This window comes from Mycobacterium europaeum (assembly GCF_034555895.2).
Taxonomy (GTDB): domain Bacteria; phylum Actinomycetota; class Actinomycetes; order Mycobacteriales; family Mycobacteriaceae; genus Mycobacterium; species Mycobacterium europaeum.
Genome location: NZ_CP157315.1, coordinates 3,750,031 through 3,772,256, shown reverse-complemented (window position 1 = coordinate 3,772,256; position 22,226 = coordinate 3,750,031). Strand labels below are relative to the sequence as shown.

At 70.8% G+C, this 22,226-nt stretch carries 23 protein-coding genes; 17 read left to right on the top strand and 6 right to left on the bottom strand.

From position 1 onward, the window contains the following. From rpsI to U8D42_RS17205, 4 genes are all read left to right on the top strand, one after another. Nucleotides 1–480 (top strand): 30S ribosomal protein S9, encoded by a 480-nt coding sequence (gene rpsI, locus U8D42_RS17220; protein ID WP_090423388.1) that lies wholly within the window; start codon nt 1–3, stop codon nt 478–480. A gap of 151 nt (nt 481–631) precedes the next feature. Beyond that, entirely contained in the window at nt 632–1,969 is a 1,338-nt protein-coding gene (gene glmM, locus U8D42_RS17215) for a phosphoglucosamine mutase (RefSeq protein WP_322859555.1), read from the top strand. Nucleotides 1,970–2,012: 43 nt separating this feature from the next. Next, the gene (locus tag U8D42_RS17210; protein ID WP_322859556.1) at nt 2,013–2,342 is read left to right on the top strand and encodes a type VII secretion target; all 330 of its coding nucleotides are present in this window, start codon (nt 2,013–2,015) and stop codon (nt 2,340–2,342) included. A gap of 2 nt (nt 2,343–2,344) precedes the next feature. Continuing rightward, complete coding sequence (locus U8D42_RS17205; RefSeq protein WP_322859557.1) at nt 2,345–3,703, top strand: hypothetical protein; 1,359 nt, start codon at nt 2,345–2,347, stop codon at nt 3,701–3,703. 4 nt (nt 3,704–3,707) lie between these two features. Here the strand turns inward: U8D42_RS17205 and U8D42_RS17200 are convergent, their stop codons facing one another. From U8D42_RS17200 to U8D42_RS17185, 4 genes are read right to left on the bottom strand one after another with little or no spacing between them, the layout of a single operon-like run. Continuing rightward, nucleotides 3,708–4,751, bottom strand: coding sequence for an LLM class F420-dependent oxidoreductase (locus tag U8D42_RS17200; RefSeq protein WP_322859558.1), 1,044 nt, complete (start codon nt 4,749–4,751; stop codon nt 3,708–3,710). A gap of 50 nt (nt 4,752–4,801) precedes the next feature. Then, nucleotides 4,802–5,152 carry a nuclear transport factor 2 family protein gene (locus tag U8D42_RS17195; RefSeq protein ID WP_322859559.1) on the bottom strand — a complete coding sequence of 117 codons (351 nt, stop codon included), beginning with the start codon at nt 5,150–5,152 and terminating at the stop codon, nt 4,802–4,804. Nucleotides 5,153–5,177: 25 nt separating this feature from the next. Continuing rightward, nucleotides 5,178–6,017: a dienelactone hydrolase family protein gene (locus U8D42_RS17190; RefSeq protein WP_090422739.1), complete on the bottom strand. Its 840-nt coding sequence runs from the start codon at nt 6,015–6,017 to the stop codon at nt 5,178–5,180. A 23-nt stretch (nt 6,018–6,040) separates the two neighbouring features. Next, entirely contained in the window at nt 6,041–6,262 is a 222-nt protein-coding gene (locus U8D42_RS17185) for an Rv1535 family protein (RefSeq protein ID WP_085242168.1), read from the bottom strand. Nucleotides 6,263–6,904: 642 nt separating this feature from the next. Between U8D42_RS17185 and glmS the strand changes: the two genes are divergently transcribed. The 13 genes from glmS (at nt 6,905) to groL (ending at nt 20,664) form a co-directional block, all read left to right on the top strand. Further along, a complete protein-coding gene (glmS, locus tag U8D42_RS17180) occupies nt 6,905–8,770 on the top strand; it encodes a glutamine--fructose-6-phosphate transaminase (isomerizing) (RefSeq protein ID WP_085242169.1) in 1,866 nt (621 codons plus the stop codon). Between the two features lie 91 nt (nt 8,771–8,861). Beyond that, nucleotides 8,862–9,761: a DUF4436 domain-containing protein gene (locus tag U8D42_RS17175; protein ID WP_322859560.1), complete on the top strand. Its 900-nt coding sequence runs from the start codon at nt 8,862–8,864 to the stop codon at nt 9,759–9,761. A 74-nt stretch (nt 9,762–9,835) separates the two neighbouring features. Next, nucleotides 9,836–10,513 (top strand): rhomboid-like protein, encoded by a 678-nt coding sequence (locus U8D42_RS17170; protein WP_322860125.1) that lies wholly within the window; start codon nt 9,836–9,838, stop codon nt 10,511–10,513. Nucleotides 10,514–10,558: 45 nt separating this feature from the next. Further along, nucleotides 10,559–11,980, top strand: coding sequence for an NAD(P)H-hydrate dehydratase (locus tag U8D42_RS17165; protein ID WP_322859561.1), 1,422 nt, complete (start codon nt 10,559–10,561; stop codon nt 11,978–11,980). Between the two features lie 15 nt (nt 11,981–11,995). After that, nucleotides 11,996–13,378: a glutamate decarboxylase gene (locus U8D42_RS17160; protein WP_322859562.1), complete on the top strand. Its 1,383-nt coding sequence runs from the start codon at nt 11,996–11,998 to the stop codon at nt 13,376–13,378. A gap of 226 nt (nt 13,379–13,604) precedes the next feature. Beyond that, nucleotides 13,605–14,780, top strand: a complete 1,176-nt coding sequence (gene alr, locus U8D42_RS17155; protein ID WP_322859563.1) for an alanine racemase — start codon at nt 13,605–13,607, stop codon at nt 14,778–14,780. Between the two features lie 52 nt (nt 14,781–14,832). Next, nucleotides 14,833–15,885, top strand: a complete 1,053-nt coding sequence (locus tag U8D42_RS17150; RefSeq protein WP_322860126.1) for an alpha/beta fold hydrolase — start codon at nt 14,833–14,835, stop codon at nt 15,883–15,885. Beyond that, complete coding sequence (gene tsaE, locus U8D42_RS17145; RefSeq protein ID WP_322859564.1) at nt 15,878–16,342, top strand: tRNA (adenosine(37)-N6)-threonylcarbamoyltransferase complex ATPase subunit type 1 TsaE; 465 nt, start codon at nt 15,878–15,880, stop codon at nt 16,340–16,342. Before U8D42_RS17150 ends, tsaE begins: the two co-directional genes overlap by 8 nt. After that, the gene (tsaB, locus tag U8D42_RS17140) at nt 16,339–16,962 is read left to right on the top strand and encodes a tRNA (adenosine(37)-N6)-threonylcarbamoyltransferase complex dimerization subunit type 1 TsaB (protein WP_431523782.1); all 624 of its coding nucleotides are present in this window, start codon (nt 16,339–16,341) and stop codon (nt 16,960–16,962) included. Before tsaE ends, tsaB begins: the two co-directional genes overlap by 4 nt. Then, complete coding sequence (gene rimI / locus U8D42_RS17135) at nt 16,959–17,426, top strand: ribosomal protein S18-alanine N-acetyltransferase (protein WP_322859566.1); 468 nt, start codon at nt 16,959–16,961, stop codon at nt 17,424–17,426. The genes tsaB and rimI overlap by 4 nt, the downstream gene beginning before the upstream one ends. Then, entirely contained in the window at nt 17,423–18,445 is a 1,023-nt protein-coding gene (gene tsaD, locus U8D42_RS17130; protein WP_322859567.1) for a tRNA (adenosine(37)-N6)-threonylcarbamoyltransferase complex transferase subunit TsaD, read from the top strand. Before rimI ends, tsaD begins: the two co-directional genes overlap by 4 nt. Nucleotides 18,446–18,645: 200 nt before the next feature. Continuing rightward, nucleotides 18,646–18,948, top strand: coding sequence for a co-chaperone GroES (groES, locus tag U8D42_RS17125; RefSeq protein WP_007167930.1), 303 nt, complete (start codon nt 18,646–18,648; stop codon nt 18,946–18,948). A gap of 87 nt (nt 18,949–19,035) precedes the next feature. After that, nucleotides 19,036–20,664 (top strand): chaperonin GroEL, encoded by a 1,629-nt coding sequence (groL, locus tag U8D42_RS17120; protein WP_322859568.1) that lies wholly within the window; start codon nt 19,036–19,038, stop codon nt 20,662–20,664. A gap of 190 nt (nt 20,665–20,854) precedes the next feature. Here the strand turns inward: groL and U8D42_RS17115 are convergent, their stop codons facing one another. Then, a complete protein-coding gene (locus U8D42_RS17115) occupies nt 20,855–21,256 on the bottom strand; it encodes a hydrogenase (protein WP_322859569.1) in 402 nt (133 codons plus the stop codon). 172 nt (nt 21,257–21,428) lie between these two features. Further along, complete coding sequence (locus U8D42_RS17110) at nt 21,429–22,199, bottom strand: superoxide dismutase family protein (RefSeq protein WP_322859570.1); 771 nt, start codon at nt 22,197–22,199, stop codon at nt 21,429–21,431. Between the last annotated feature and the right edge of the window lie 27 nt (nt 22,200–22,226).

The window sequence follows — 22,226 nt, the reverse complement described above, 5'->3', positions numbered from 1 at the left end:
CTGGACGACACCACGGCCACCGCCGAGACCCCGGAAACCCCGGACGTCCCGGCCGAGGCGCCCGCGCCCGCGGCCGCCGACTCCTTCGTCTTCGACCGGCCCATCCAGACCGTCGGCCGCCGCAAGGAGGCCGTGGTGCGGGTGCGCCTGGTCCCCGGCACCGGCAAGTTCGACCTCAACGGCCGCAGCCTGGAGGATTACTTCCCCAACAAGGTGCATCAGCAGCTGATCAAGGCCCCGCTGGTCACCGTCGACCGGCTGGAGAGCTTCGACATCTTCGCGCTGCTGCACGGCGGCGGGCCGTCGGGGCAGGCCGGTGCGCTGCGCCTGGGCATCGCCCGGGCGCTGATCCTGGCGCAGCCCGAGGACCGGCCCGCGCTGAAGAAGGCCGGATTCCTCACCCGCGACCCGCGGGCCACCGAGCGCAAGAAGTACGGCCTGAAGAAGGCCCGCAAGGCGCCTCAGTACAGCAAGCGCTGATCAACCACATCACTTTCTGGCCAAAACGGGGCCTCAAACGGGGTAGTCACGCGCCTTCGTCGGCGTGTCTGCGCGCAAACGCGCCCCGTTTCGGTCAGAAAAGAACGGGCACGTTAGGTGCTGAACCGTCAATTGTGAGAGGTTTGTCCGCATGGGTCGACTATTCGGCACCGACGGTGTCCGTGGGGTCGCCAACCGGGAGTTGACCGCCGAGCTGGCGCTGGCGCTGGGCGCCGCGGCCGCGCGGCACCTGGCCAGCGCGGGTGGGCCGGGCCGGCGCGTCGCCGTGATCGGGCGCGACCCCCGGGCCAGCGGCGAGATGCTGGAGGCCGCGGTGATCGCCGGGCTGACCAGCCAGGGCGTCGACGCGCTGCGGGTCGGCGTGCTGCCCACCCCCGCGGTGGCCTATCTGACCGGCGCGTATGACGCCGACTTCGGGGTGATGATCTCCGCGTCGCACAACCCGATGCCCGACAACGGCATCAAGATCTTCGGCCCCGGCGGCCGCAAGCTCGACGACGACACCGAGGACCGGATCGAGGCGCTACTGGCCGCCGAGGCCGGGTTGCGGCCGGTCGGCGCGGGGATCGGCCGGGTCATCGACGCCGAGGACGCCGCCGACCGCTACCTGCGCCACCTGAGCAAGGCCAGCACGATGCGGCTCGACGGCCTGACCGTGGTGGTCGACTGCGCCCACGGCGCCGCGTCGTCGGTGGCGCCGCGCGCCTACCGCGCGGCCGGCGCGCGGGTCATCGCGATCAACGCCGAGCCCAACGGGCTGAACATCAACGACAACTGCGGCTCCACCCACCTGGATTCGCTGCGCGCCGCCGTCATCGCGCACCGGGCCGACCTCGGCCTGGCCCACGACGGCGACGCCGACCGCTGCCTGGCCGTCGACGCCAACGGCGAACTCGTCGACGGCGACGCGATCATGGTCGTGCTCGCGCTGGCGATGCGCGAGGCCGGCGAGCTGGCCTCGGACACGCTGGTGGCCACCGTGATGAGCAACCTCGGGCTGCACCTGGCCATGCGCTCGGCCGGGATCAGCGTGCGCACCACCGGCGTCGGAGACCGCTACGTCCTCGAGGAGCTGCGCGCCGGCGAGTACAGCCTGGGCGGCGAGCAGTCCGGTCACATCGTGATGCCGGCGCTGGGCTCCACCGGCGACGGCATCGTCACCGGGCTGCGGTTGATGACGCGCATGGTGCAGACCGGCTCGTCGCTGACCGAGCTGGCCGCGCCCATGCAGACGCTGCCGCAGGTGCTGATCAACGTCCGGGTGGCCGACAAGGACATCGCCGCCGCGGCCCCCGCGGTGCGCACCGCGGTCGACGACGCCGCGGCCGAACTCGGCGACACCGGCCGAATCCTGTTGCGGCCGTCGGGAACCGAGCCCGTCATCCGGGTCATGGTGGAGGCGCCCGAGGCCCACGTCGCCCAGCGCGTCGCGAGCCGGGTCGCCGAGGCGGTCAGCTCCGCGCGCTGAATCTCCCGGGAACCCGGGCGTGTTCCCGGGCGTCGGATTAGGCATGAGATTCGACAGGGGAGTACGGCCGGCCACCGTGGCACGCACCGAGATCGACGTCCCGGCGACGCACCGAGTCGCCGACCAATTCTGTGCCGCCGCCGACATTATCGACCGCGCCGTCAGCGATCACCTGGGCCGGCTCGCCTTCGGTGGGGCCAGCGCCGGGCGGGCGCACACCGCCCACGGCGAGGCGCTGCGCGCGGAGCTGGAGCGGCTGGCCGCCGACGTGGCGCAGTGGTCACGCGCGTCCGTGGAGATCGCGGCCGCCCTGCGCGCGAGCGCCGACCAGTACGCGGACGCCGAACTGTATGCCGCGGCGCGGATCGCCTGACCATGGCCGACCGGTTGAACGTCGCCGCGCGCCTCTCCGAAGGACTGCCCGCGGTCGAGCACACCGAGCGCTACGTGCGGGCCTGCCACGCCCTCGGCTACCAGCATCCCGACCTCACGGCGCATCCCTCGCAGGTCCGCGACTGGTACGACACCGAAGAGGGTCTGGACCTGCGCGCCCTCGACCGTGATTGCGCGGAGTTGCGGGCCGCGGGCGACGCGGTCTTCGACGCGCTGCGCATGCAGCGCGCCCAGGTGGCCGAGCTGTCCGCGGCGTGGACCGGGCCCGGCGGGGACGCCGCCGTCCGGTTCGTGGAGCGCCACTGCGACGCCGCCAGCGCGGTGGCGACCGAGCTGCGCGCGGCGGCGCAACGGTGTGAATCACTGCGCGACAACCTGTGGTACCTGGTCGACTCGAAGGTCGCGACCGCCATCGCCGTCGACGACCGCGCACAGGCGCTACGGCCGGCGTGGCTGGCCGCCGCCGCGACGGTCACGACCGGGGCCGGGGATCGGCCAGCCGCCGAAGGGGTGGTGCGTGAGCAGGTGATGCCTTACGTGGACAACGAGATCCGCGACGACTGGCTGACCACGATGCGCTCGACGCGCGACGGTGTGGCGACCTCCTACGACATGGTCACCGAGAGGATGGCGGCCGCCCCGGCCGCACGCTTTGAAGCTCCCGGCGAACTCGGGCCCGGTTACCAGCCCCTGCGGCCGGCCCCGCCCGCCTCGCCGCCCGCGGCGGTCACGCCCGTTGCCGCCGCCCCGGGCCCGCCGTCGGATCCGGCACCGACCGCGCCGACCGTTGCGCCGTCTCCGGTTCCCGCCACCCCGCAACCGGATTGGGGATCCGCGCTCGGGGACGGGGCCGGCATGCCGGCGGGCGATCTGGGCGGCGGAATCGGTAGCGGGCTCGGCAGCGGCGGCGGTGCAGGTCTCCTCGGGCTGGCCGGCAGGATCGTCGACGCGGTCGGTGGCCTGATCGGGTCGGTAGCCGACGGCTCCGAACCGACCGACCCCTTCGATGCGGGAAAACCCTTCGACGACAACCCCTTTGACGCCGACGACACCGATGACGAGCCGGCGAAGGCGGAAGACGCTGGCGACACCGAGGTGGCCGAGCCCGGCGCGGCTCAACCGCTCGACGCGGCGCTCCCCGCGGACGCGCCCGCGGACGGAACACCGCCAGCGGACGCGCCCGCGCCGGCAGAGGGGGAGCCGCCACCGGCGGCTGCACCACCGATCGACGGGCCCGCACCGGTTGCGGCGCCCGCGGCGGGTGAGCCGGCCCCCGCGGCGACCGAGGGGAAGACGCCGTGCGAAATCGCCGCGGACCAGCTGCCGCAGGCGGGGCCGTGACCGTTCAGGCGGGGCGCAGCCGCAGCACGTCCTCGACGAAGCGCACGGATTCGGCGCGGTCGGTGGCCAGGGGGCTGAGCAGCAGCGTCGTCACGCCGGACTCGGCGAACGCGGCCAGGCGTTCGGCGACGTACCCGCGCGGGCCCACCAGCGACATGCCGCGCACCAGTTCGTCGGGCACCGCGTCGATGGCCTCGCGTTTGCGGCCGGACAGGTACAGCTCCTGGATCCGGTCGGCGACCTCGCCGAACCCGTAACGCGTCGCCAGGGCGTGGTAGAAGTTGCGGCCCTTGGCGCCCATCCCGCCCAGGTACAGTCCCAGCTGCGGCTTGACCCATGCCAGCCGTTCGTCGACGTCGTCGCCGATGGCCACCGACGCGTGCACCATGACGTCCAGTGGGCCCAGCGCCGGGTCGCGCTTGGCGGTCCCGGCCGCCAGCGCGTCGCCCCATACCGACGCGGCCTTCTCCGGGAGGTAGAAGACGGGCTGCCAGCCCTCGGCGATCTCAGCGGTCAACTCGACGTTCTTCGGGCCCAGCGCGGCGATGGTGATCGGGATACGTTCGCGCACCGGGTGATTGATAAGCTGCAGGGCCTTGCCCAAGCCCGTTCCGCGGTCGGGCGGCAACGGGATCTGGTAGTGCTTGCCGTCGTGCTGCAGCCGCTCGCGGCGCCACACCTTGCGGCAGATCTCCACGATCTCGCGGGTGCGGCCCAGCGGGGCGTCGAACTCCACGCCGTGGAAGCCCTCAATCACCTGCGGCCCGGACGTGCCGATCCCCAACCGGAAGCGCCCGTCGGACACGTAGTCCAGGCCCGCGGCCGTCATCGCCAGCAGCGAGGGCGTGCGGATGTAGATGGGAAACACCCCCGACGCCAGCTCGACGGTGGTGGTCTTGGCGGCCAGATACCCGAGCTGGCTCACCGCGTCGAAGGCGTACGCCTCGGCCACCACGGCGATGTCGATGCCGGCCTTCTCGAGTTCGACCACGCGGTCCACGGCCTGATGAAATCCGCCCGAATAATCCAGGGCGATCCCGATTCGCATCAACGACAGATACCACGACCGCGCCCGCCGTCCGCGGGGACGCGGCAGCCTCAGCCCGCCGACGTGCCCGTCCAGTACTCCGCGAACCGCCGGCCGTCGCCGGCCAGGCGCAGGATGTCGTTGCCGGTGAAGGAGACCGGCCCGTCGGGGCCGCGGCCCGTGCCCACCCATCGGCCCGCGACCAGGTCACCCTCGTGCAGCGGACCGATCTCGACGGCAAACGTCAAGTCCGCGAACATGTTTCGTGTCTCGGCGACGATCCGCTGAAGTTCCTCCGGCCCGTGCACGTCCCGGCCCGGCCAGTGCCCCACGAAGTCGTCGGTGACGATCTCGGACGCGACGGGCCGTCCGGCCCACAACTCGGTGATCCAGCGGTCGTACAGCGCTTCGACGGTCGACACGGTGGGCGAGTACCCCGTTGCCGCGTCACTTCAACAACGCGACGATCTTCTCTTCCAGGGCAACCGGCGGCGCGTCGGGATCCAGCGGATCGGTCTTGGGCAGGTGGGCGTCGGGATCGGCGAACTCGCGATACGCCTTGTCGCCGCCCAGCGTGGCGAGCAGGTAACCGGTCAGCAGCGCGCGCACCGTCCGCTGCGTGCGCCGGTGCGGGCCGGCCAGCCCGAACGCCTTGGCCAGCCGCCGGCCCTCAACCAGCCCGCCGGGCTGGGCCTTGCTCACGACGCGCAGCGTGGCGGCGTCCCACGCGCGGCTCAGCGACAGCGCGTTGGAGTTCAGCGAATGCGGATCCCCGGGCGCGGTCAGGATCAACCCGGGCAGCTTCAGCGTCGCGGCCGGCTGTTCGGCCGGGGGGCTGGTGGCGGCGGGGAACAACGCGGCCGCCGCCGCCAGCTTGTTCGGCATGCCGGCCGCGGCGAACACGGCGGCCGAGCCGCCGAAACCGTGCCCGACGACGCCCAGCTTGGCGGGGTGCACGCTGATCTTGCCCGGCCCGAGCCGCACACCGGACACGATGTCCAGCGCGGTGCCCAGGTCGAAGGCGAAGTTGAGGACCGAAGGCGCCAGGCCGCGTTCGGTGTCGGGGGCGCCGGCCACGATGCCCCACGACGCCAGGTGCTCGAGGAGACCCGAATAGTTGGCGGACCGGGTAAGCCAGTCGTGGCCGAACGCGATCCCGGGCAGTCCCAGCCCCGCCTCCGGGGTGTACACCACGCCCGGCAGACCGGCGAAGGCCAGGTCACCCCGCAGAACCCGATGCGGGCCGCGGCGGCTGAGGGCTGCGAACAGCTTGCGGGTGCGGGCCACGCGTCGACGTTAGCGCATCGGCGCTAGGCCCTGACCTCGATGACGCCCACCCGCCAGAGCGCCGCATACATGTGGCGCAGCGGGATGCTGAGCAACCGGGCGGCCGCGTCCACCATCGGGTCCCCGCCGCCGATCGGCTCGCGGTGACGCCGCTTGGGCGCCGGTTGCGGCGCCGGAGCCAGCGTCAGACCCGGCGCGGGCGCGGACGAACGAGCCACCACATCGTCGAACAGAACAGCAGTCATGATTTTCCCCTTGAAGGTCTGCGAAATTTCGGATTAACAACGATTAACGGTTGCCTATCCGGTGGCTTAAGCGTTCATCGAATTTCCGCAACAAATCGAATTAATTACGACGGTGAGAAACGCGATTACCGGATAGCTGGACAATCGGCATTGATGTCTGTCATAAACGGTTATTGCTCTAAGGATTGGGTTGCGCTGCGCGCATATTAGCTGTTGAACCGGGTGGATCATCCAGCCGGTGACGATCAGGCGGGCGTCAACGATCTGTCCTTTCTGCTGGCTCTGGCGGTTGCCATCGGAGCCGATAAGCAGAATGTTAAGTAGCTGAATTGCTTGAGCGATGACGCAGATGAAAACGCCACGAATACATCAGGTGAAAAACGCCTCTCCTCTTTATGAAGACGGCATGAGGACGGTCAGCGGCGGTGCGGTGGAAAGCCGGGCGGATGTGTCGACCACGTCAGCCGGGCCCCGTCCCCGTAGCGGTGCCCGGGCCCCGAGGGGTCGCCGTACCACCCCGGCGGCGGACCGAAGGCCGAGCGCGGGGCGGGTCGCTCTGAACGGGCCTTCCGTGCAGGTGGGCGGGCTAACCACAACCGCGGAGTGCGGGGCTGGGGGTCCGCCTGCACTACCCTGGTTCGAATGTGCGGAATTGTCGGCTACGTCGGGCAGCAGCCCGCCTGCAAGGTCGTCATGGACGCGCTGCGCCGGATGGAGTACCGCGGCTATGACTCCTCGGGGATCGCACTGGTCAACGGCGCCGGGATGCTGACCGTGTGCCGCCGCGCCGGCCGGCTGGCCAATCTGGAGGACGCGGTCGCGCACATGCCGCCGGAGTCGCTGGCCGGCACCACCGGCCTGGGCCACACGCGCTGGGCCACGCACGGGCGCCCCACCGACCGCAACGCGCACCCGCACCGCGACGCCGCCGGCAAGATCGCCGTCGTCCACAACGGCATCATCGAGAACTACCCGAGCCTGCGCCACGAACTAGAGGCCCAGGGCGTGGAATTCGCCAGCGACACCGACACCGAGGTCGCGGTGCACCTGGTGGCGCAGGCATATCGGCACGGCGCGACCGCGGGCGACTTCGCCGCCTCGGTGCTGGCGGTGCTGCGCCGGCTGGAGGGCCACTTCACCCTGGTGTTCACCAACGCCGACGTGCCGGGCACCATCGTGGCCGCCCGCCGCTCCACGCCGCTGGTGCTCGGGATCGGTGACGGCGAGATGTTCGTCGGCTCCGACGTCGCCGCGTTCATCCCGCACACCCGCAACGCCGTCGAACTCGGCCAGGACCAGGCCGTGGTGCTCACCGCCGACGGCTACCGGATCACCGACTTCCACGGCAACCCCGACGTCGAGTACCGCGAGTTTCACATCGACTGGGACCTGGCCGCCGCGGAAAAGGGCGGCTACGAGTACTTCATGCTCAAGGAGATCGCCGAGCAGCCGGCCGCGGTGGCCGACACCCTGCTCGGGCATTTCGTCGACGGCCGGATCGTGCTCGACGAGCAGCGGCTCTCCGACCAGGAGCTGCGCGAGATCGACAAGGTCTTCGTCGTCGCCTGCGGCACCGCGTATCACTCCGGGCTGCTCGCCAAGTACGCCATCGAGCACTGGACCCGGCTGCCGGTCGAGGTGGAACTGGCCAGCGAGTTCCGTTACCGCGACCCGGTGCTGGACCGCAGCACCCTGGTGGTCGCCATCTCGCAGTCCGGGGAAACCGCCGACACCCTCGAGGCCGTCCGGCACGCCAAGGAGCAGAAGGCCAAGGTGCTGGCCATCTGCAACACCAACGGCTCGCAGATCCCGCGCGAGTGCGACGCCGTCCTCTACACCCGCGCCGGCCCCGAGATCGGCGTCGCCTCGACCAAGACGTTCCTGGCGCAGATCACCGCGAACTATCTGGTCGGCCTGGCGCTGGCGCAGGCCCGCGGCACCAAGTACCCCGACGAGGTCGAGCGGGAGTACCAGGAGCTGGAGGCCATGCCGGACCTGGTCGCGCGGATGCTCGCGATGATCGAGCCGGTGGCCGCGCTGGCCTACCGGTTCGCCCAGTCCTCGACCGTGCTGTTCCTGGGCCGCCACGTCGGCTACCCGGTGGCGCTGGAAGGCGCGCTGAAACTCAAGGAACTGGCCTACATGCACGCCGAGGGGTTCGCCGCCGGCGAGCTCAAGCACGGCCCGATCGCGCTGATCGAGGACGACCTGCCGGTCATCGTCGTCATGCCCTCGCCCAAGGGGCAGGCCACGCTGCACTCCAAGCTGCTGTCCAACATCCGTGAGATCCAGGCCCGCGGCGCGATCACCATCGTGATCGCCGAGGAAGGCGACGACACCGTGCGGCCCTACGCCGACCACTTGATCGAAATCCCTTCGGTGTCAACCCTTTTGCAGCCGTTGCTGTCGACCATCCCGCTGCAGGTGTTCGCCGCGTCGGTGGCGCAGGCCCGCGGTTACGATGTCGACAAGCCGCGAAACCTGGCCAAGTCCGTCACCGTCGAGTAGGCAGCACCGCTTCGACCGTATCGCCGTCACACCCCCCGCGGTTCCGTTAGATTGCCTTAGGAACAACGCACTCCACAGGGGTAGGAGCAGCATGCGGTCGGCGGCCATCAGGTTCGGCTTCGCAGGTCTTGTCTTGGTTGTCGTCGGGGCATACATCGCCTCGGTGGCGCTCTACGCCATGAGTGGGGGGCACCGCCACCCCGAAATCCCGCCCGGCGGTCAACAGAACACGGCCACGCTGGTCATCGAGGACGTCCAGTCCAACTACAGCGTGCTGATGGCCGACCTGTCCATCTCGCCGGGGTCGGCCCTGCTGGATCCGCAAACCCAGCACTTCAACCAAGACGTCAGTCTGCGAGTGCGATCCGTGGCAACGCCGACCCACCGCACCTGGACCAAGGGCATGCTCCCCGGTGTCTTCCCCGTCCCGCTGACCATCGCGGGGGAGATCGAGAAGTGGCCGTTCGACCGCTACAGCTCGGGGCCGGTCGAGATCGAGCTCTTGCACGGCCCCGGGAACGTGCCCGAACGTCTGCCGGTGACGTTCGTCAATCACCTTTCCGGATGGCAGGTGTCCGTCGACGGGTCCGGCCCCTACCGGGTGAGCCTGCACCGCTCGCTCAGCGCGGCGGCATTCGGCATCGTCATTTGCGGGGTGCTCATCGCCATCGCCGGCCTCGGCCTCTTCGTCGCCGTCCAGACCCTGCGTGACAGACGGAAATTCCAGCCGCCGATGACCACGTGGTACGCGGCGATGCTGTTCGCGGTGGTACCGCTGCGCAACGCGCTGCCGGGCTCGCCGCCCTTCGGTGGCTGGATTGACATCACGCTCGTGCTGTGGGTGCTCGTCGTCTTGGTGATCTCGATGCTGCTCTACATCATGTGCTGGTGGCGGCACCTGCGGCCGGAAGCCGCCGCGCCCGCCGCGGCGGCGCCCGATCCGCTCCCGGCAACCGCCGAGCCGATGAAAGCGTCGCGCACCGCCGGGTAACTCGCGCGACGCAGCAACCGGCGTGCGAAGGTGATGACGTGACGAATGCACCGGCGCGGCCCCGACTGCGCAGCATGGGGCTCGCGGTCTGGCATTACGTCAGCAGCGCGCCGTTGACCTACGGGTGGCTGCTCGTCCTGCTGATCACGACCTTCATCCAGCACTGGCTTCCCCAGCGGCAATTGCACTGGATGCTGATGCACCATTCCACCAACATCCATGGCCTGGCGCGCGATCCGCTCGACGTCTTGTTCTCCAGCCTGTTGTGGATCGACGGGGACAATCTCGCGCCCTACCTGATCCTGTTCTCGTTGTTCCTGGCGCCCGCCGAACACTGGCTTGGGCAATTGCGTTGGCTGACGGTGGGATTGAGCGCACACATCCTGTCCACCTATTTCAGCGAGGGCCTGCTGTATCTGGCGATCGAGGAGCACGACGCGTCGGAACGGCTGGTGCATGCCCGCGACATCGGCGTGAGCTACTTCCTGGTCGGGGTGATGGCCGTGCTCGCCTATCACATCGCGCGACCGTGGCGCTGGGGCTATCTCGGCGTGCTGTTCGTCATCTTCGGCTTCCCGCTGATCGCGATGGACCGGATCGAGTTGAACTTCACCGCGATCGGGCATTTCACCTCGATTCTCGTCGGGCTCTGCTTCTACCCGATGACCCGCCACCAAGACCCCCGACAGCTGAGCCCCGCGCGGCTGCGGGCCATGGCGCGCCGGCGCGGTTCGCCCGAGGCATCGGCCTGAGCGGCACCGCCCAACCGCGTCGCCCCTACCCGTAATGTGGCTCAGGTGCGGCACTACTACTCCGTAGACGCGATCCGCCAGGCCGAGGCGCCGCTGCTGGCCAGCCTGCCCGACGGGGCCCTGATGCGGCGCGCGGCCTTCGGCCTCGCCGCCGAGATCGTCGCCGAATTGCGCGCCCGAACCGGGGGCGTGGCCGGCCGCCGGGTGTGCGCGGTCGTCGGCTCGGGCGACAACGGCGGCGACGCGTTGTGGGCCGCCACGTTCGTGCGTCGTCGCGGTGCGGCCGCCGACGCGGTCTTGCTCAACCCGGAGCACACCCACCCCAAGGCGCTGGCGGCGTTCCGGAAGGCCGGCGGCCGCGTGGTGGAAAGCGTCCCGCCCACAACGGATCTGGTCATCGACGGGGTGGTGGGCATCTCCGGCTCCGGACCGCTGCGCCCGGCCGCGGCCGAGGTGTTCGCCGCGGTCGACGGGGCGGGCATCCCGGTGGTGGCCGTCGACATCCCCAGCGGCATCGACGTGGCGACCGGGGCGATCGCCGGCCCCGCGGTGCACGCCGTCCTGACCGTCACCTTCGGCGGCCTCAAGCCCGTGCACGCGCTCGCCGACTGCGGCCGGGTGAAGCTGATCGACATCGGCCTCGACCTTCCGGACACCGACGTGCTCGGTTTCGAGGCCGCCGACGCCGCCGCGCGCTGGCCGGTGCCCGGCCCGCACGACGACAAGTACACCCAGGGCGTGACCGGGGTGATGGCCGGCTCGTCGACGTATCCGGGCGCGGCCGTGCTGTGCACCGGGGCCGCCGTCGCGGCGACGTCCGGGATGGTCCGTTACGCGGGCAGCGCGCACCGCGAGGTGCTCGCCCACTGGCCCGAGGTGATCGCGTCACCCACCCCGGCATCGGCCGGGCGGGTCCAATCCTGGGTCGTCGGGCCCGGATTGGGCACCGACGACACCGGTGCCGCGGCGCTGTGGTTCGCGCTGGAGACCGACCTGCCGGTGATCGTGGACGCCGACGGGCTGACCATCCTGGCGGCGCACCCCGAGCTGGTCGCCAGCCGCAAGGCGCCCACGGTTCTGACCCCGCACGCCGGTGAATTCGCCCGCCTGGCGGGTAACCCCCCCGGGGACGACCGGGTGGGCGCGTGCCGCAAGCTCGCCGACACCTTCGGCGCCACGGTGCTGCTCAAGGGGAACGTCACCGTGATCGCCGATCCGGGCGGCCCGGTGTACCTCAACCCGGCCGGGCAATCCTGGGCGGCCACCGCGGGCTCCGGCGACGTGCTCTCCGGCATGATCGGCGCGCTGCTCGCGGCGGGCCTGCCGGCGGTCGAGGCGGCCGCGGCGGCGGCGTTCGTCCACGCCCGGGCGGCGGCGCTGTCGGCCGCCGACCCGGGGCCCGGTGACGCGCCGACGTCATCGTCCCGCATGGTTCCGCACATCAGGGCCGCGCTGGCCGCCCTCTAGAAAGGACTTTCCGCAGTGCCCCAACATCCTTCCCTGCCCGCCCACGCGATCGCCCCCGCCTACACCGGCCGGTTGTTCACCTCGCCGGTGCCCGCGCTGCGGATGCCCGACGAGTCGATGGACCCCGAGGCGGCCTACCGCTTCATCCACGACGAATTGATGCTCGACGGCAGCTCGCGACTGAACCTGGCGACCTTCGTGACGACCTGGATGGACCCCGAGGCCGGGAAGCTGATGGCCGAGACGTTCGACAAGAACATGATCGACAAGGACGAGTACCCGGCCACCGCGGCCATCGAGCAGCGCTGCGTGTGCATGGTCGCCGACCTGTTCCACGCCGACGGCCTCAACGACGCCGACCCCTCCAGCGCCTGCGGCGTGTCCACCATCGGCTCCAGCGAGGCCGTGATGCTGGGCGGGCTGGCCATGAAGTGGCGGTGGCGGGCCAAGGTCGGGAAGGGCTGGGAGGGCCGTCGACCGAACTTGGTGATGGGCTCCAACGTCCAGGTGGTCTGGGAGAAGTTCTGCCGCTACTTCGACGTCGAGCCCCGCTACCTGCCGATGGAAGAGGGGCGCTACGTCATCACCCCCGAACAGGTCGTCGACGCCGTCGACGAGGACACCATCGGCGTGGTCGCCATCCTGGGCACCACCTACACGGGCGAGCTCGAGCCCGTCGCCGACATCTGCGGCGCACTGGACAAGCTCGCCGCCGGCGGGGGCGTGGACGTCCCGGTGCACGTCGACGCCGCCAGCGGCGGGTTCGTGGTGCCCTTCCTGCACCCGGAGCTCAAGTGGGACTTCCGGCTGCCGCGGGTGGTGTCGATCAACGTGAGCGGGCACAAGTACGGGCTGACCTATCCCGGCGTCGGGTTCGTGGTGTGGCGCAGCAAGGAGTACCTGCCCGAGGATCTGGTCTTTCACGTCAACTACCTGGGCGGCGACATGCCGACATTCACGCTGAACTTCTCCCGGCCGGGCAACCAGGTGGTGGGCCAGTACTACAACTTCCTGCGGCTGGGCCGCGACGGCTACAGCAAGGTGATGCAGGCGCTGTCCGGGACGGCGCGGTGGCTGGCCGAGCAGCTGCGGGTCAGCGACCACTGCGAGCTGATCTCGGACGGCTCGGCGATCCCCGTGGTCGCGTTCCGGCTCGCCGGCGACCGCGGGTACACCGAGTTCGACGTGTCGCACGAGCTGCGGACCTATGGCTGGCAGGTGCCGGCCTACACCATGCCCGACAACGCCACCGACGTGTCGGTGCTGCGCATCGTGGTGCGCGAGGGACTCTCGGCCGACCTGGCCCGCGCGCTGCACGACGACGCCGTCTCGGCGCTGACTTCGCTGGACAAGCTCAAGCCCGGCGGTCACTACGACGCCCAGCATTTCGCGCACTGAAGCAACCCGACGCTCGGCCGCTATAGCGAAGATCACAAGTACTTCGGGCGGCACCAGACGGTTTGAACCGGACATGTCCCCAGCTCGCCGGCGGCCGACGTGTCGCTCGGAGGCGGCACACGCGGTGCCGCCCGGCACGGGGGCGCGTGGGGCTCCTGTGGCTACTGGGGCATCGTGCGGCGGTGGGCGGGCGGCATCTGCGGCCGGTTCTGGGACAATGGCGGCCATGAAAGGGTGGGCCGTTACGCCGATATCCCTGACGCCGGGCCTGGTCGCCGAGGCCCTGGTGGACCTGGGCGCGATCGAGCACAACGTGCGGTTGCTGTGCGAGCACGCCGGCCGCGCGCAGGTGATGGCCGTCGTCAAGGCCGACGGCTACGGCCACGGTGCCACGCAGGCCGCGCGGGCGGCGCTGGCCGGGGGCGCGGCCGAGCTGGGCGTCGCCACGGTCGCGGAGGCGCTGGCGCTGCGCGCCGACGGGATCGCCGCGCCCGTGCTCGCCTGGCTGCACCCGCCCGGCATCGACTTCGGGCCGGCGCTGCTGGCCGACGTGGAGATCGCGGTCTCCTCGGAGCGTCAGCTCGACGAGCTGCTGGACGCGGCGCGCCGCACGGGCCGGACCGCCACGGTCAGCGTCAAGGTCGACACCGGGCTGAACCGCAACGGCGTGCACCCCAGCCAGTACCCGTCGATGCTGACCGCGCTGCGCCGGGCCGTCGCCGACGAGGCCGTTCGGCTGCGCGGCCTGATGTCCCACATGGTGTTCGCCGATCAACCGGCCAACCCCGTCAACGACCTTCAGGCCCAACGCTTCAGCGACATGCTCGAGCAGGCGCGCGAGCAGGGGGTGCGGTTCGAGGTGGCGCACCTGGCGAACTCGTCGGCCACCATGTCGCGGCCGGACCTGGCCTTCGACCTGGTGCGGCCCGGGGTCGCGGTGTACGGGCTGAGCCCGGTGCCCCAGCTCGGCGACATGGGGCTGGTGCCGGCGATGACGGTGAAATGCCCGGTCGCGCTGGTGAAGTCGATCCGCGCCGGCGAGAGCGTGTCGTATGGGCACACCTGGACCGCGGAACGCGACACGAACCTGGCGCTGCTGCCGGTCGGCTACGCCGACGGTGTCTTCCGGTCGCTGGGAGGACGATTGGACGTGTTGATCAACGGCAGGCGGCGGCCGGGGGTCGGCCGGATCTGCATGGACCAGTTCGTCGTCGACCTCGGCCCCGGCCCGACCGACGTAACCGAGGGCGACGAGGCGATCCTGTTCGGGCCCGGCAGCAGCGGGGAACCCACCGCGCAGGACTGGGCCGACCTGCTCGGCACCATCCACTACGAGGTGGTGACCAGCCCCCGTGGGCGCATCACCCGGACCTACCGCGAGGCGCAAACCATTGAGCCGTGAGAAAACCCGCGGGCGCCAGAACGGGAGGGCGTGGCTCGCGGGCGGCGCGGGGGTGACCGCCCTGGCCACCATCGTCGGAGCCTCGGCCCGCCGCTCGATGATCCAGCGCGCCCGCGGCGCCGAAGACCCTTACGCCGACGAGGATTTCGACCGGATCGACGACGACCGCCGCTCGGTGGTCACCACCCCGGACGGGGTGTCCCTGGCGATCCGCGAGGCCGGGCCCGCGGACGCCCCGCTGACCATGGTCTTCGTTCACGGATTCTGTCTGCGCATGGGCTCCTTCCATTTCCAGCGGACGCGGCTGCCCGAGCACCTGGGCCCGGACATCCGGATGGTCTTCTACGACCAGCGCGGGCATGGGCAATCCGACGAGGCGCCGCCGGAGACCTACACGCTGACCCAACTCGGCAAGGACCTGCAAAGCGTGCTGCAGGTGGTCGCGCCGCGGGGGATGGTGGTGCTGGTGGGCCACTCCATGGGCGGCATGACGGTGTTGTCGCACGCCCGCCAATTCCCGGACCAGTACGGGCGCCGGATCGTCGGGGCCGCGCTGATCTCGTCGGCGGCCGAAGGCGTCGCCAGGTCCCCGCTGGGCGAGATCCTGAAAAACCCGGCGCTGGAAGCGTTCCGGTTCACCGCGCGGTCGGCACCCAAGCTGATGCACCGCGGTCGCAACGTGTCTCGCTCGCTGATCGGCCCCGTCCTGCGGGCCGCCTCCTACAGCGACCTGCACGTCAGCCGCAGCCTGGACGCCTTCTCCCAGCGGATGATGAACGGCACGCCCATCCCGACCATGGTGGAGTTCCTGGAGGCCCTGGAGGCGCACGACGAAACCGGAGGCCTGTGGACCCTGCTGCGCATCCCGACCCTGATCGCCTGCGGCGACCACGACCTGCTGACCCCGGACGAATACTCCCGCAAGATGGCGGCCTCCCTTCCCCAATCCGAGCTGGTCATCGTCTCCGGCGCCAGCCACCTCGCGCTGCTGGACAAGCCCGAGGCCATCAACGACGGCCTGATCCGGCTGGTCAAACGGTCGACTCCGGGCCGCGCGAGGCTCGCGTTGCGGCGTGCGTGGGAACGGTTGCGGCGCCATGGATGATTCCGGGGGCGCGGTCATGCTGGATCGCGTCGAGGACACCGTCGCCCTGGGGTCGCGCCTCGGTGAGCAGCTGCGCGCGGGCGACGTGGTGGTGCTCACCGGTCCGTTCGGTGCGGGAAAGACCGTGCTGGCCAAGGGGATTGCCGCGGCGATGGACGTCGACGGCCCGGTCACCTCACCGTCGTACGTGCTGGCGCGGGTGCACCCGCCGCGGCGGCCCGGCGCACCGGCGATGATTCACGTCGACATGTACCGCCTCTTGGACACCGACGGCGCCGACCTGCTCGGCGAGCTCGACTCGCTGGACCTCGACACCGAACTCGACGACGCGGTCGTCGTCGTGGAGTGGGGGGAGGGCATCGTCGAACGCCTCGCCGAGCGTCACCTCGACATCCGCCTGGAACGCCTCAGCGGATCCGACGTGCGGATCGCTTCCTGGCAGTGGGTGCGTTCGTGACGCTTGTGCTCGCCCTCGACACCGCCACCCCCGCGGTGACCGCCGGGATCGTGCGCCGCGACGACCTGGCCGTGCTGGCCGAGCGGGTCACCGTCGACGCCCGGGCGCACGCCGAGCGGCTCACCCCGAACGCGCTGGACGCCCTCGCCGAGGCCGGGCTGACCATGGACGACCTGGATGCCGTGGTGGTGGGCTGCGGCCCCGGCCCGTTCACCGGCCTGCGCGCCGGTATGGCCACCGCCGCGGCCTACGGCCACGCGCTGGGCATCCCCGTGCACGGCGTGTGCAGCCTGGACGCCATCGGGGTGCGCACCACCGGCGAGGTGCTGGTGGTCACCGACGCCCGCCGCCGCGAGGTCTACTGGGCGCGCTACCGCGACGGGTTCCGCGTGGAAGGGCCGGGAGTCGACGCCCCCGCCGACGTCGATCCGGGCGCAGCGCAGGCGGTGGCCGGCTCGAAGGAGCACGCGGCGTTGTTCGGCCTGCCGCACTGCGGGCCGGTCCACCCCACGCCGGCCGGGCTGGTGGCCGCGGTGCCCGACTGGTCGCAGCCCCCGGCGCCGCTGGTGGCGCTGTATCTGCGCCGCCCGGACGCCAAACCGATGGCGGCGCGCGGGTGACGGCCCCGAGCGAGCCCGTGACGCTCGGCGCGCTGACCCCCGCCGACGCGGCGCGCTGCGCGCAGCTGGAACGGCAGCTGTTCGACGGCGACGACCCGTGGCCCGCGGCGGCCTTCAACCGGGAACTGGCCAGCCCGCACAACCATTACGTGGCAGCGCGCGCCGGCGGCGCGGTCGTCGGGTATGCCGGAATCTCGCGGCTGGGCCGCACCCCACCCTTCGAGTACGAGGTGCACACCATCGGCGTGGACGCCGCGTATCAGGGGCGGGGCATCGGCCGCCGGTTGCTCGACGAGCTGCTGGCCTTCGCCGAGGGGGGCGTCGTCTTCCTGGAGGTCCGCATCGACAACGAGGCGGCCATCGCGCTGTACGAAAGCGTCGGATTCGAGCGGATCGGCCTGCGCCGGCGCTACTACCGGGCCAGCGGCGCCGACGCCTACACCATGCGCCGGGGGGCCCAATGATCATCTTGGCCATCGAAAGCTCTTGTGACGAAACGGGAGTCGGGATTGCGCGGCTCGACCACGACGGCGCCGTGACCCTGCTGGCCGACGAGGTGGCGTCCAGCGTCGACGAACACGTCCGCTTCGGCGGCGTGGTCCCCGAGATCGCGTCGCGGGCGCACCTGGAGGCGCTCGGCCCCACCATGCGCCGCGCGCTGGCGGCGGCCGGCGTGGACAAGCCCGACATCGTCGCCGCGACGATCGGGCCCGGCCTGGCCGGTGCGCTGCTGGTCGGAGTGGCCGCGGCCAAGGCGTATGCGGCCGCGTGGGGGGTGCCGTTCTACGCCGTGAACCACCTGGGCGGCCACCTGGCCGCCGACGTCTACGAGCACGGTCCGCTGCCCGAGTGCGTGGCGCTACTGGTGTCCGGCGGCCACACGCACCTCCTGCACGTGCGTTCCCTCGGCGAACCGATCGTCGAGCTCGGCAGCACGGTCGACGACGCCGCCGGCGAGGCCTATGACAAGGTGGCGCGGCTGCTGGGTCTGGGCTATCCCGGCGGCAGGGTGCTCGACGACCTGGCCCGCAGCGGCGATCGCGACGCCATCACCTTCCCGCGCGGCATGACCGGCCCCGCCGACGACCCGTACGCCTTCAGCTTCTCCGGGCTCAAAACGGCCGTGGCCCGCTACCTGGAGAGTCACCCCGATGCGGTGAACGCCGATGTCGCCGCCGGGTTCCAGGAGGCCGTCGCCGACGTGCTGACGATGAAGGCGGTGCGCGCCGCGACGGGGCTCGGCGTTTCGACGCTGCTGATCGCCGGGGGAGTGGCCGCCAACTCGCGGCTGCGGGAGCTGGCCGAGCAGCGCTGCGCGGCGGCCGGGCTGACGCTGCGGATCCCCAGGCCGCGCCTGTGCACCGACAACGGGGCGATGATCGCCTCCTTCGCCGCGCACCTGGTGGCCGCCGGGGCGCGGCCCTCCCCGCTGGACGTGCCCAGCGACCCCGGCCTGCCGGTGGTAAAAGCCCAGGTCAGCTGATCGCTCATAGCGAATACCCGATACGCAGCGGGGTGCCCTTGAGTGCTAGCACTCTCGTGTATAGAGTGCTAGGTGGCAATCGGCCAAACCCTGTGCCGGCACCCGCGACGACGGCGCTCGGGCACGGACGACTGCCGAATCCCTTGATAATTCCGGGGCAGCCGCCCCGGACCCGATCTAACTAGTGGAGGGCTCCAATCGTGGCGAAGGTGAACATCAAGCCACTCGAGGACAAGATTCTCGTGCAGGCCAACGAGGCCGAGACCACGACCGCGTCCGGTCTGGTCATTCCTGACACCGCCAAGGAGAAGCCGCAGGAAGGCACCGTCGTCGCAGTCGGTCCCGGCCGCTGGGACGAGGACGGCGAAAAGCGGATCCCGCTGGACGTCTCCGAAGGCGACACCGTCATCTACAGCAAGTACGGCGGCACCGAGATCAAGTACAACGGCGAGGAGTACCTGATCCTGTCGGCGCGCGACGTGCTGGCCGTCGTATCGAAGTAAGCACCGTGGTCCGCCCCGGCGATCCCCGCGCTTCGCGCGGGTGATTTCCGGGGCGGCACGCGTTATCGCCCCTCTTAAAGGAGCCTGATGAGCAAGATCATTGAGTACGACGAGACCGCGCGCCGCGCCATCGAGGCCGGCGTCAACGCGCTCGCCGACGCGGTCCGGGTGACGTTGGGGCCGCGCGGCCGGCATGTGGTGCTGGCCAAGGCATTCGGCGGCCCGGCCGTCACCAACGACGGCGTGACCGTCGCGCGTGAGATCGACCTGGAAGACCCGTTCGAGAACCTGGGTGCCCAGCTGGTGAAGTCGGTGGCCACCAAGACCAACGACGTGGCCGGTGACGGCACGACGACCGCGACGGTGCTGGCGCAAGCGCTGGTCAAGGGCGGCCTGCGGTTGGTCGCGGCGGGCGCCAACCCGATCGAGCTCGGCCTGGGCATCTCCAAGGCGGCCGACGCCGCGTCCGAGGCGCTGCTGGCGGCGGCCACCCCGGTGTCCGGCAAGGACGGGATCGCTCAGGTGGCGACCGTGTCGTCGCGCGACCAGCACCTCGGCGACCTGGTCGGCGAGGCGATGACCAAGGTCGGCGCCGACGGCGTGGTCAGCGTCGAAGAGTCCTCGACGCTGAGCACCGAGCTGGAGTTCACCGAGGGCGTCGGTTTCGACAAGGGCTTCCTGTCGGCGTATTTCGTCACCGACTTCGACTCGCAGGAAGCCGTGCTGGACGACCCGCTGATCCTGTTGCACCAGGAGAAGATCAGCTCGCTGCCCGACCTGCTGCCCATGCTGGAAAAGGTCGCCGAGTCCGGCAAGCCGTTGCTGATCATCGCCGAGGACATCGAGGGCGAGGCCCTGGCGACACTGGTGGTCAACTCGATTCGCAAGACGCTCAAGGCGGTTGCCGTGAAGGCGCCGTTCTTCGGTGACCGGCGCAAGGCCTTCCTCGAGGACCTGGCCGTGGTCACCGGGGGCCAGGTGGTCAACCCCGACGCCGGCCTGCTGCTGCGCGAGGTCGGCACCGACGTGCTGGGCTCGGCCCGCCGCGTGGTGGTCAGCAAGGACGACACCATCATCGTCGACGGGGGCGGCTCCAAGGATGCGGTCGCCGACCGGATCAAGCAGCTGCGCGCCGAGATCGAGAAGAGCGATTCCGAGTGGGACCGCGAGAAGCTGCAGGAGCGGCTGGCCAAGCTGGCCGGCGGCGTGGCCGTCATCAAGGTGGGCGCGGCCACCGAGACGGCGCTCAAGGAACGCAAGGAGAGCGTCGAGGACGCCGTCGCGGCCGCCAAGGCCGCCGTCGAGGAGGGCATCGTCGCGGGCGGCGGGTCGGCGCTCATCGGCGCGCGGACCGCGCTCGAGGAGCTGCGCGGGTCGCTGACCGGTGACCAGGCGGCCGGCGTCGAGGTGTTCGCCGAGGCGCTCTCGGCGCCGCTGTACTGGATCGCCACCAATGCCGGCCTGGACGGTGCCGTCGCGGTGAGCAAGGTCAGCGAGTTGCCGCGCGGCCACGGGCTCAACGCCGACAAGCTCACCTACGGCGACTTGATCGCCGACGGCGTGATCGACCCCGTCAAGGTGACCCGGTCCGCGGTGCTCAACGCGGCGTCGGTGGCGCGCATGGTGCTGACCACCGAGACCGCGATCGTCGACAAGCCCGCCGACGAGCACGACGACCACGGCCACGGTCACGGTCACGGTCATCATCACCACTAGAAGGTCCGCTACGAAAACACCCCCGGCCCCGCGTCGGGGGTGTTTTCGTGTTCGGGGTCTGCGCCGATCGCCAAGCCGGCCGCACCACGACGTCGGGGGCCTCGGCCTACAGATTCCCGACTTCTCCTACGGCCGTGCGCCGACATCGGTGCGGCCCGCGGCGGCCGGCCTCGAGCATCGGCGCCGCGTGTCAGAGCCCCACGATGACGATGCCGACACCGACCACGATCGCCACCGCGAGTGACACCAACAGAAAGCTGACGATGCGCTCCTTGGCCGCGGCGGCCTCGTGGTCGGCCGCCGCGATGGGCGCGAGTCTGCGGCCGGCGCCCCAGGCCGCCGCGAGCAGGGTCGCCAGCCAGTTCGTGTAGGCGGAGTAGACGATCAGCACGACCGCCGTGACCCCCCACGCCGCGGGCAGGTGGATGTGCGGCCAGAGCAGCCCGAGCAGCACGAGGAACATGCCGTTGAGGACTGCCTCGAGGTGGCTCGACAGCGCCATGCGTGGGTTTTTCAGCGCCGGGACGGCGAAGCCGGTGAACAAGCCGAGCAGGAACAGGACCAACCCGAGGGTGAACAGCACCTTCTGCATGTCAGCAGGGTAGGGGCGCCGGACGGCGCGCGTCCCCGCTTACGGCGATCCGCTTCTCCACGAGACAGAAACCGTTGCGGGCGTTCTCGGCGGGTCGTCGCAGCCGTTTATGTGTCGCGGACGCCGGCAAGCCACGACGGACGCCGGCAAGCCACGCCGGACGCCGCGGGTGTCAGGGGCTGGGCGGAAGGCTTGGCGGAGTGGTCCCCGTCGTGGTCGGCAGCGTGGACGTGGACGGCGGGCCGCTGGTGACCGTGACGGTGCTCGTGCTCGTACTCGTCGACGGCGGCGGCACGGCGGTCGTGGTGGTGATCGTCGTGACGCTGGTCGTCGTCGAGGTGGACGAGGTCGTCGTCGCGGAGGCCGCGGCCAGCACACCGCAGGCCACCCGCTTGCCGGACTCACCGGTGGCGCCGTTGCTCAGGTTGTCCGCGGTCTGGTGGACGATGAGCGCGGTCCCCGAGCTGCTGCGCAGGTCCGAGGCCGTCAACAGGTTGGTGGTGGTGACGAGCTTCGCCGAGCCGTCGTTGCGCACCTGCAATGCGGTCAGGTCGCCGCTGGCCGGGAAACCGGTGTGATCCGGCGCCTGGTAGACGCTTCCCGCGGAGTCGAAGTCCCCGGTCGAGCCCCCCGCGGGCGGGGCCGAATTGGCCTCGCACTTGCCCACGGAATGGACTTCCAGCCCGTGGAAGCCGGGGCTGAGAACCTGGTTGGGTCCGGTCTCCACGGTGACCGTGGCATAACCGTTAGCGAAATCGATGGTGGCGGTGCCGACCTGGTTTCCGTCGGCGCTCTTCAACTGCGTCGTCATCCGCTCCGTGCCGGGCGGCGCGCTCGAGGACGTCGAGCTGGTGGCCTGGCCACCCTGCTGATTTGCGCATGCGGCCAACGGCGCAACGGCTGCGGCAAGCATTGCGGTCGCGAAGGATACGCCCCTTTTCATGGGCCGGGCCTACCCGCATTGGCCGCA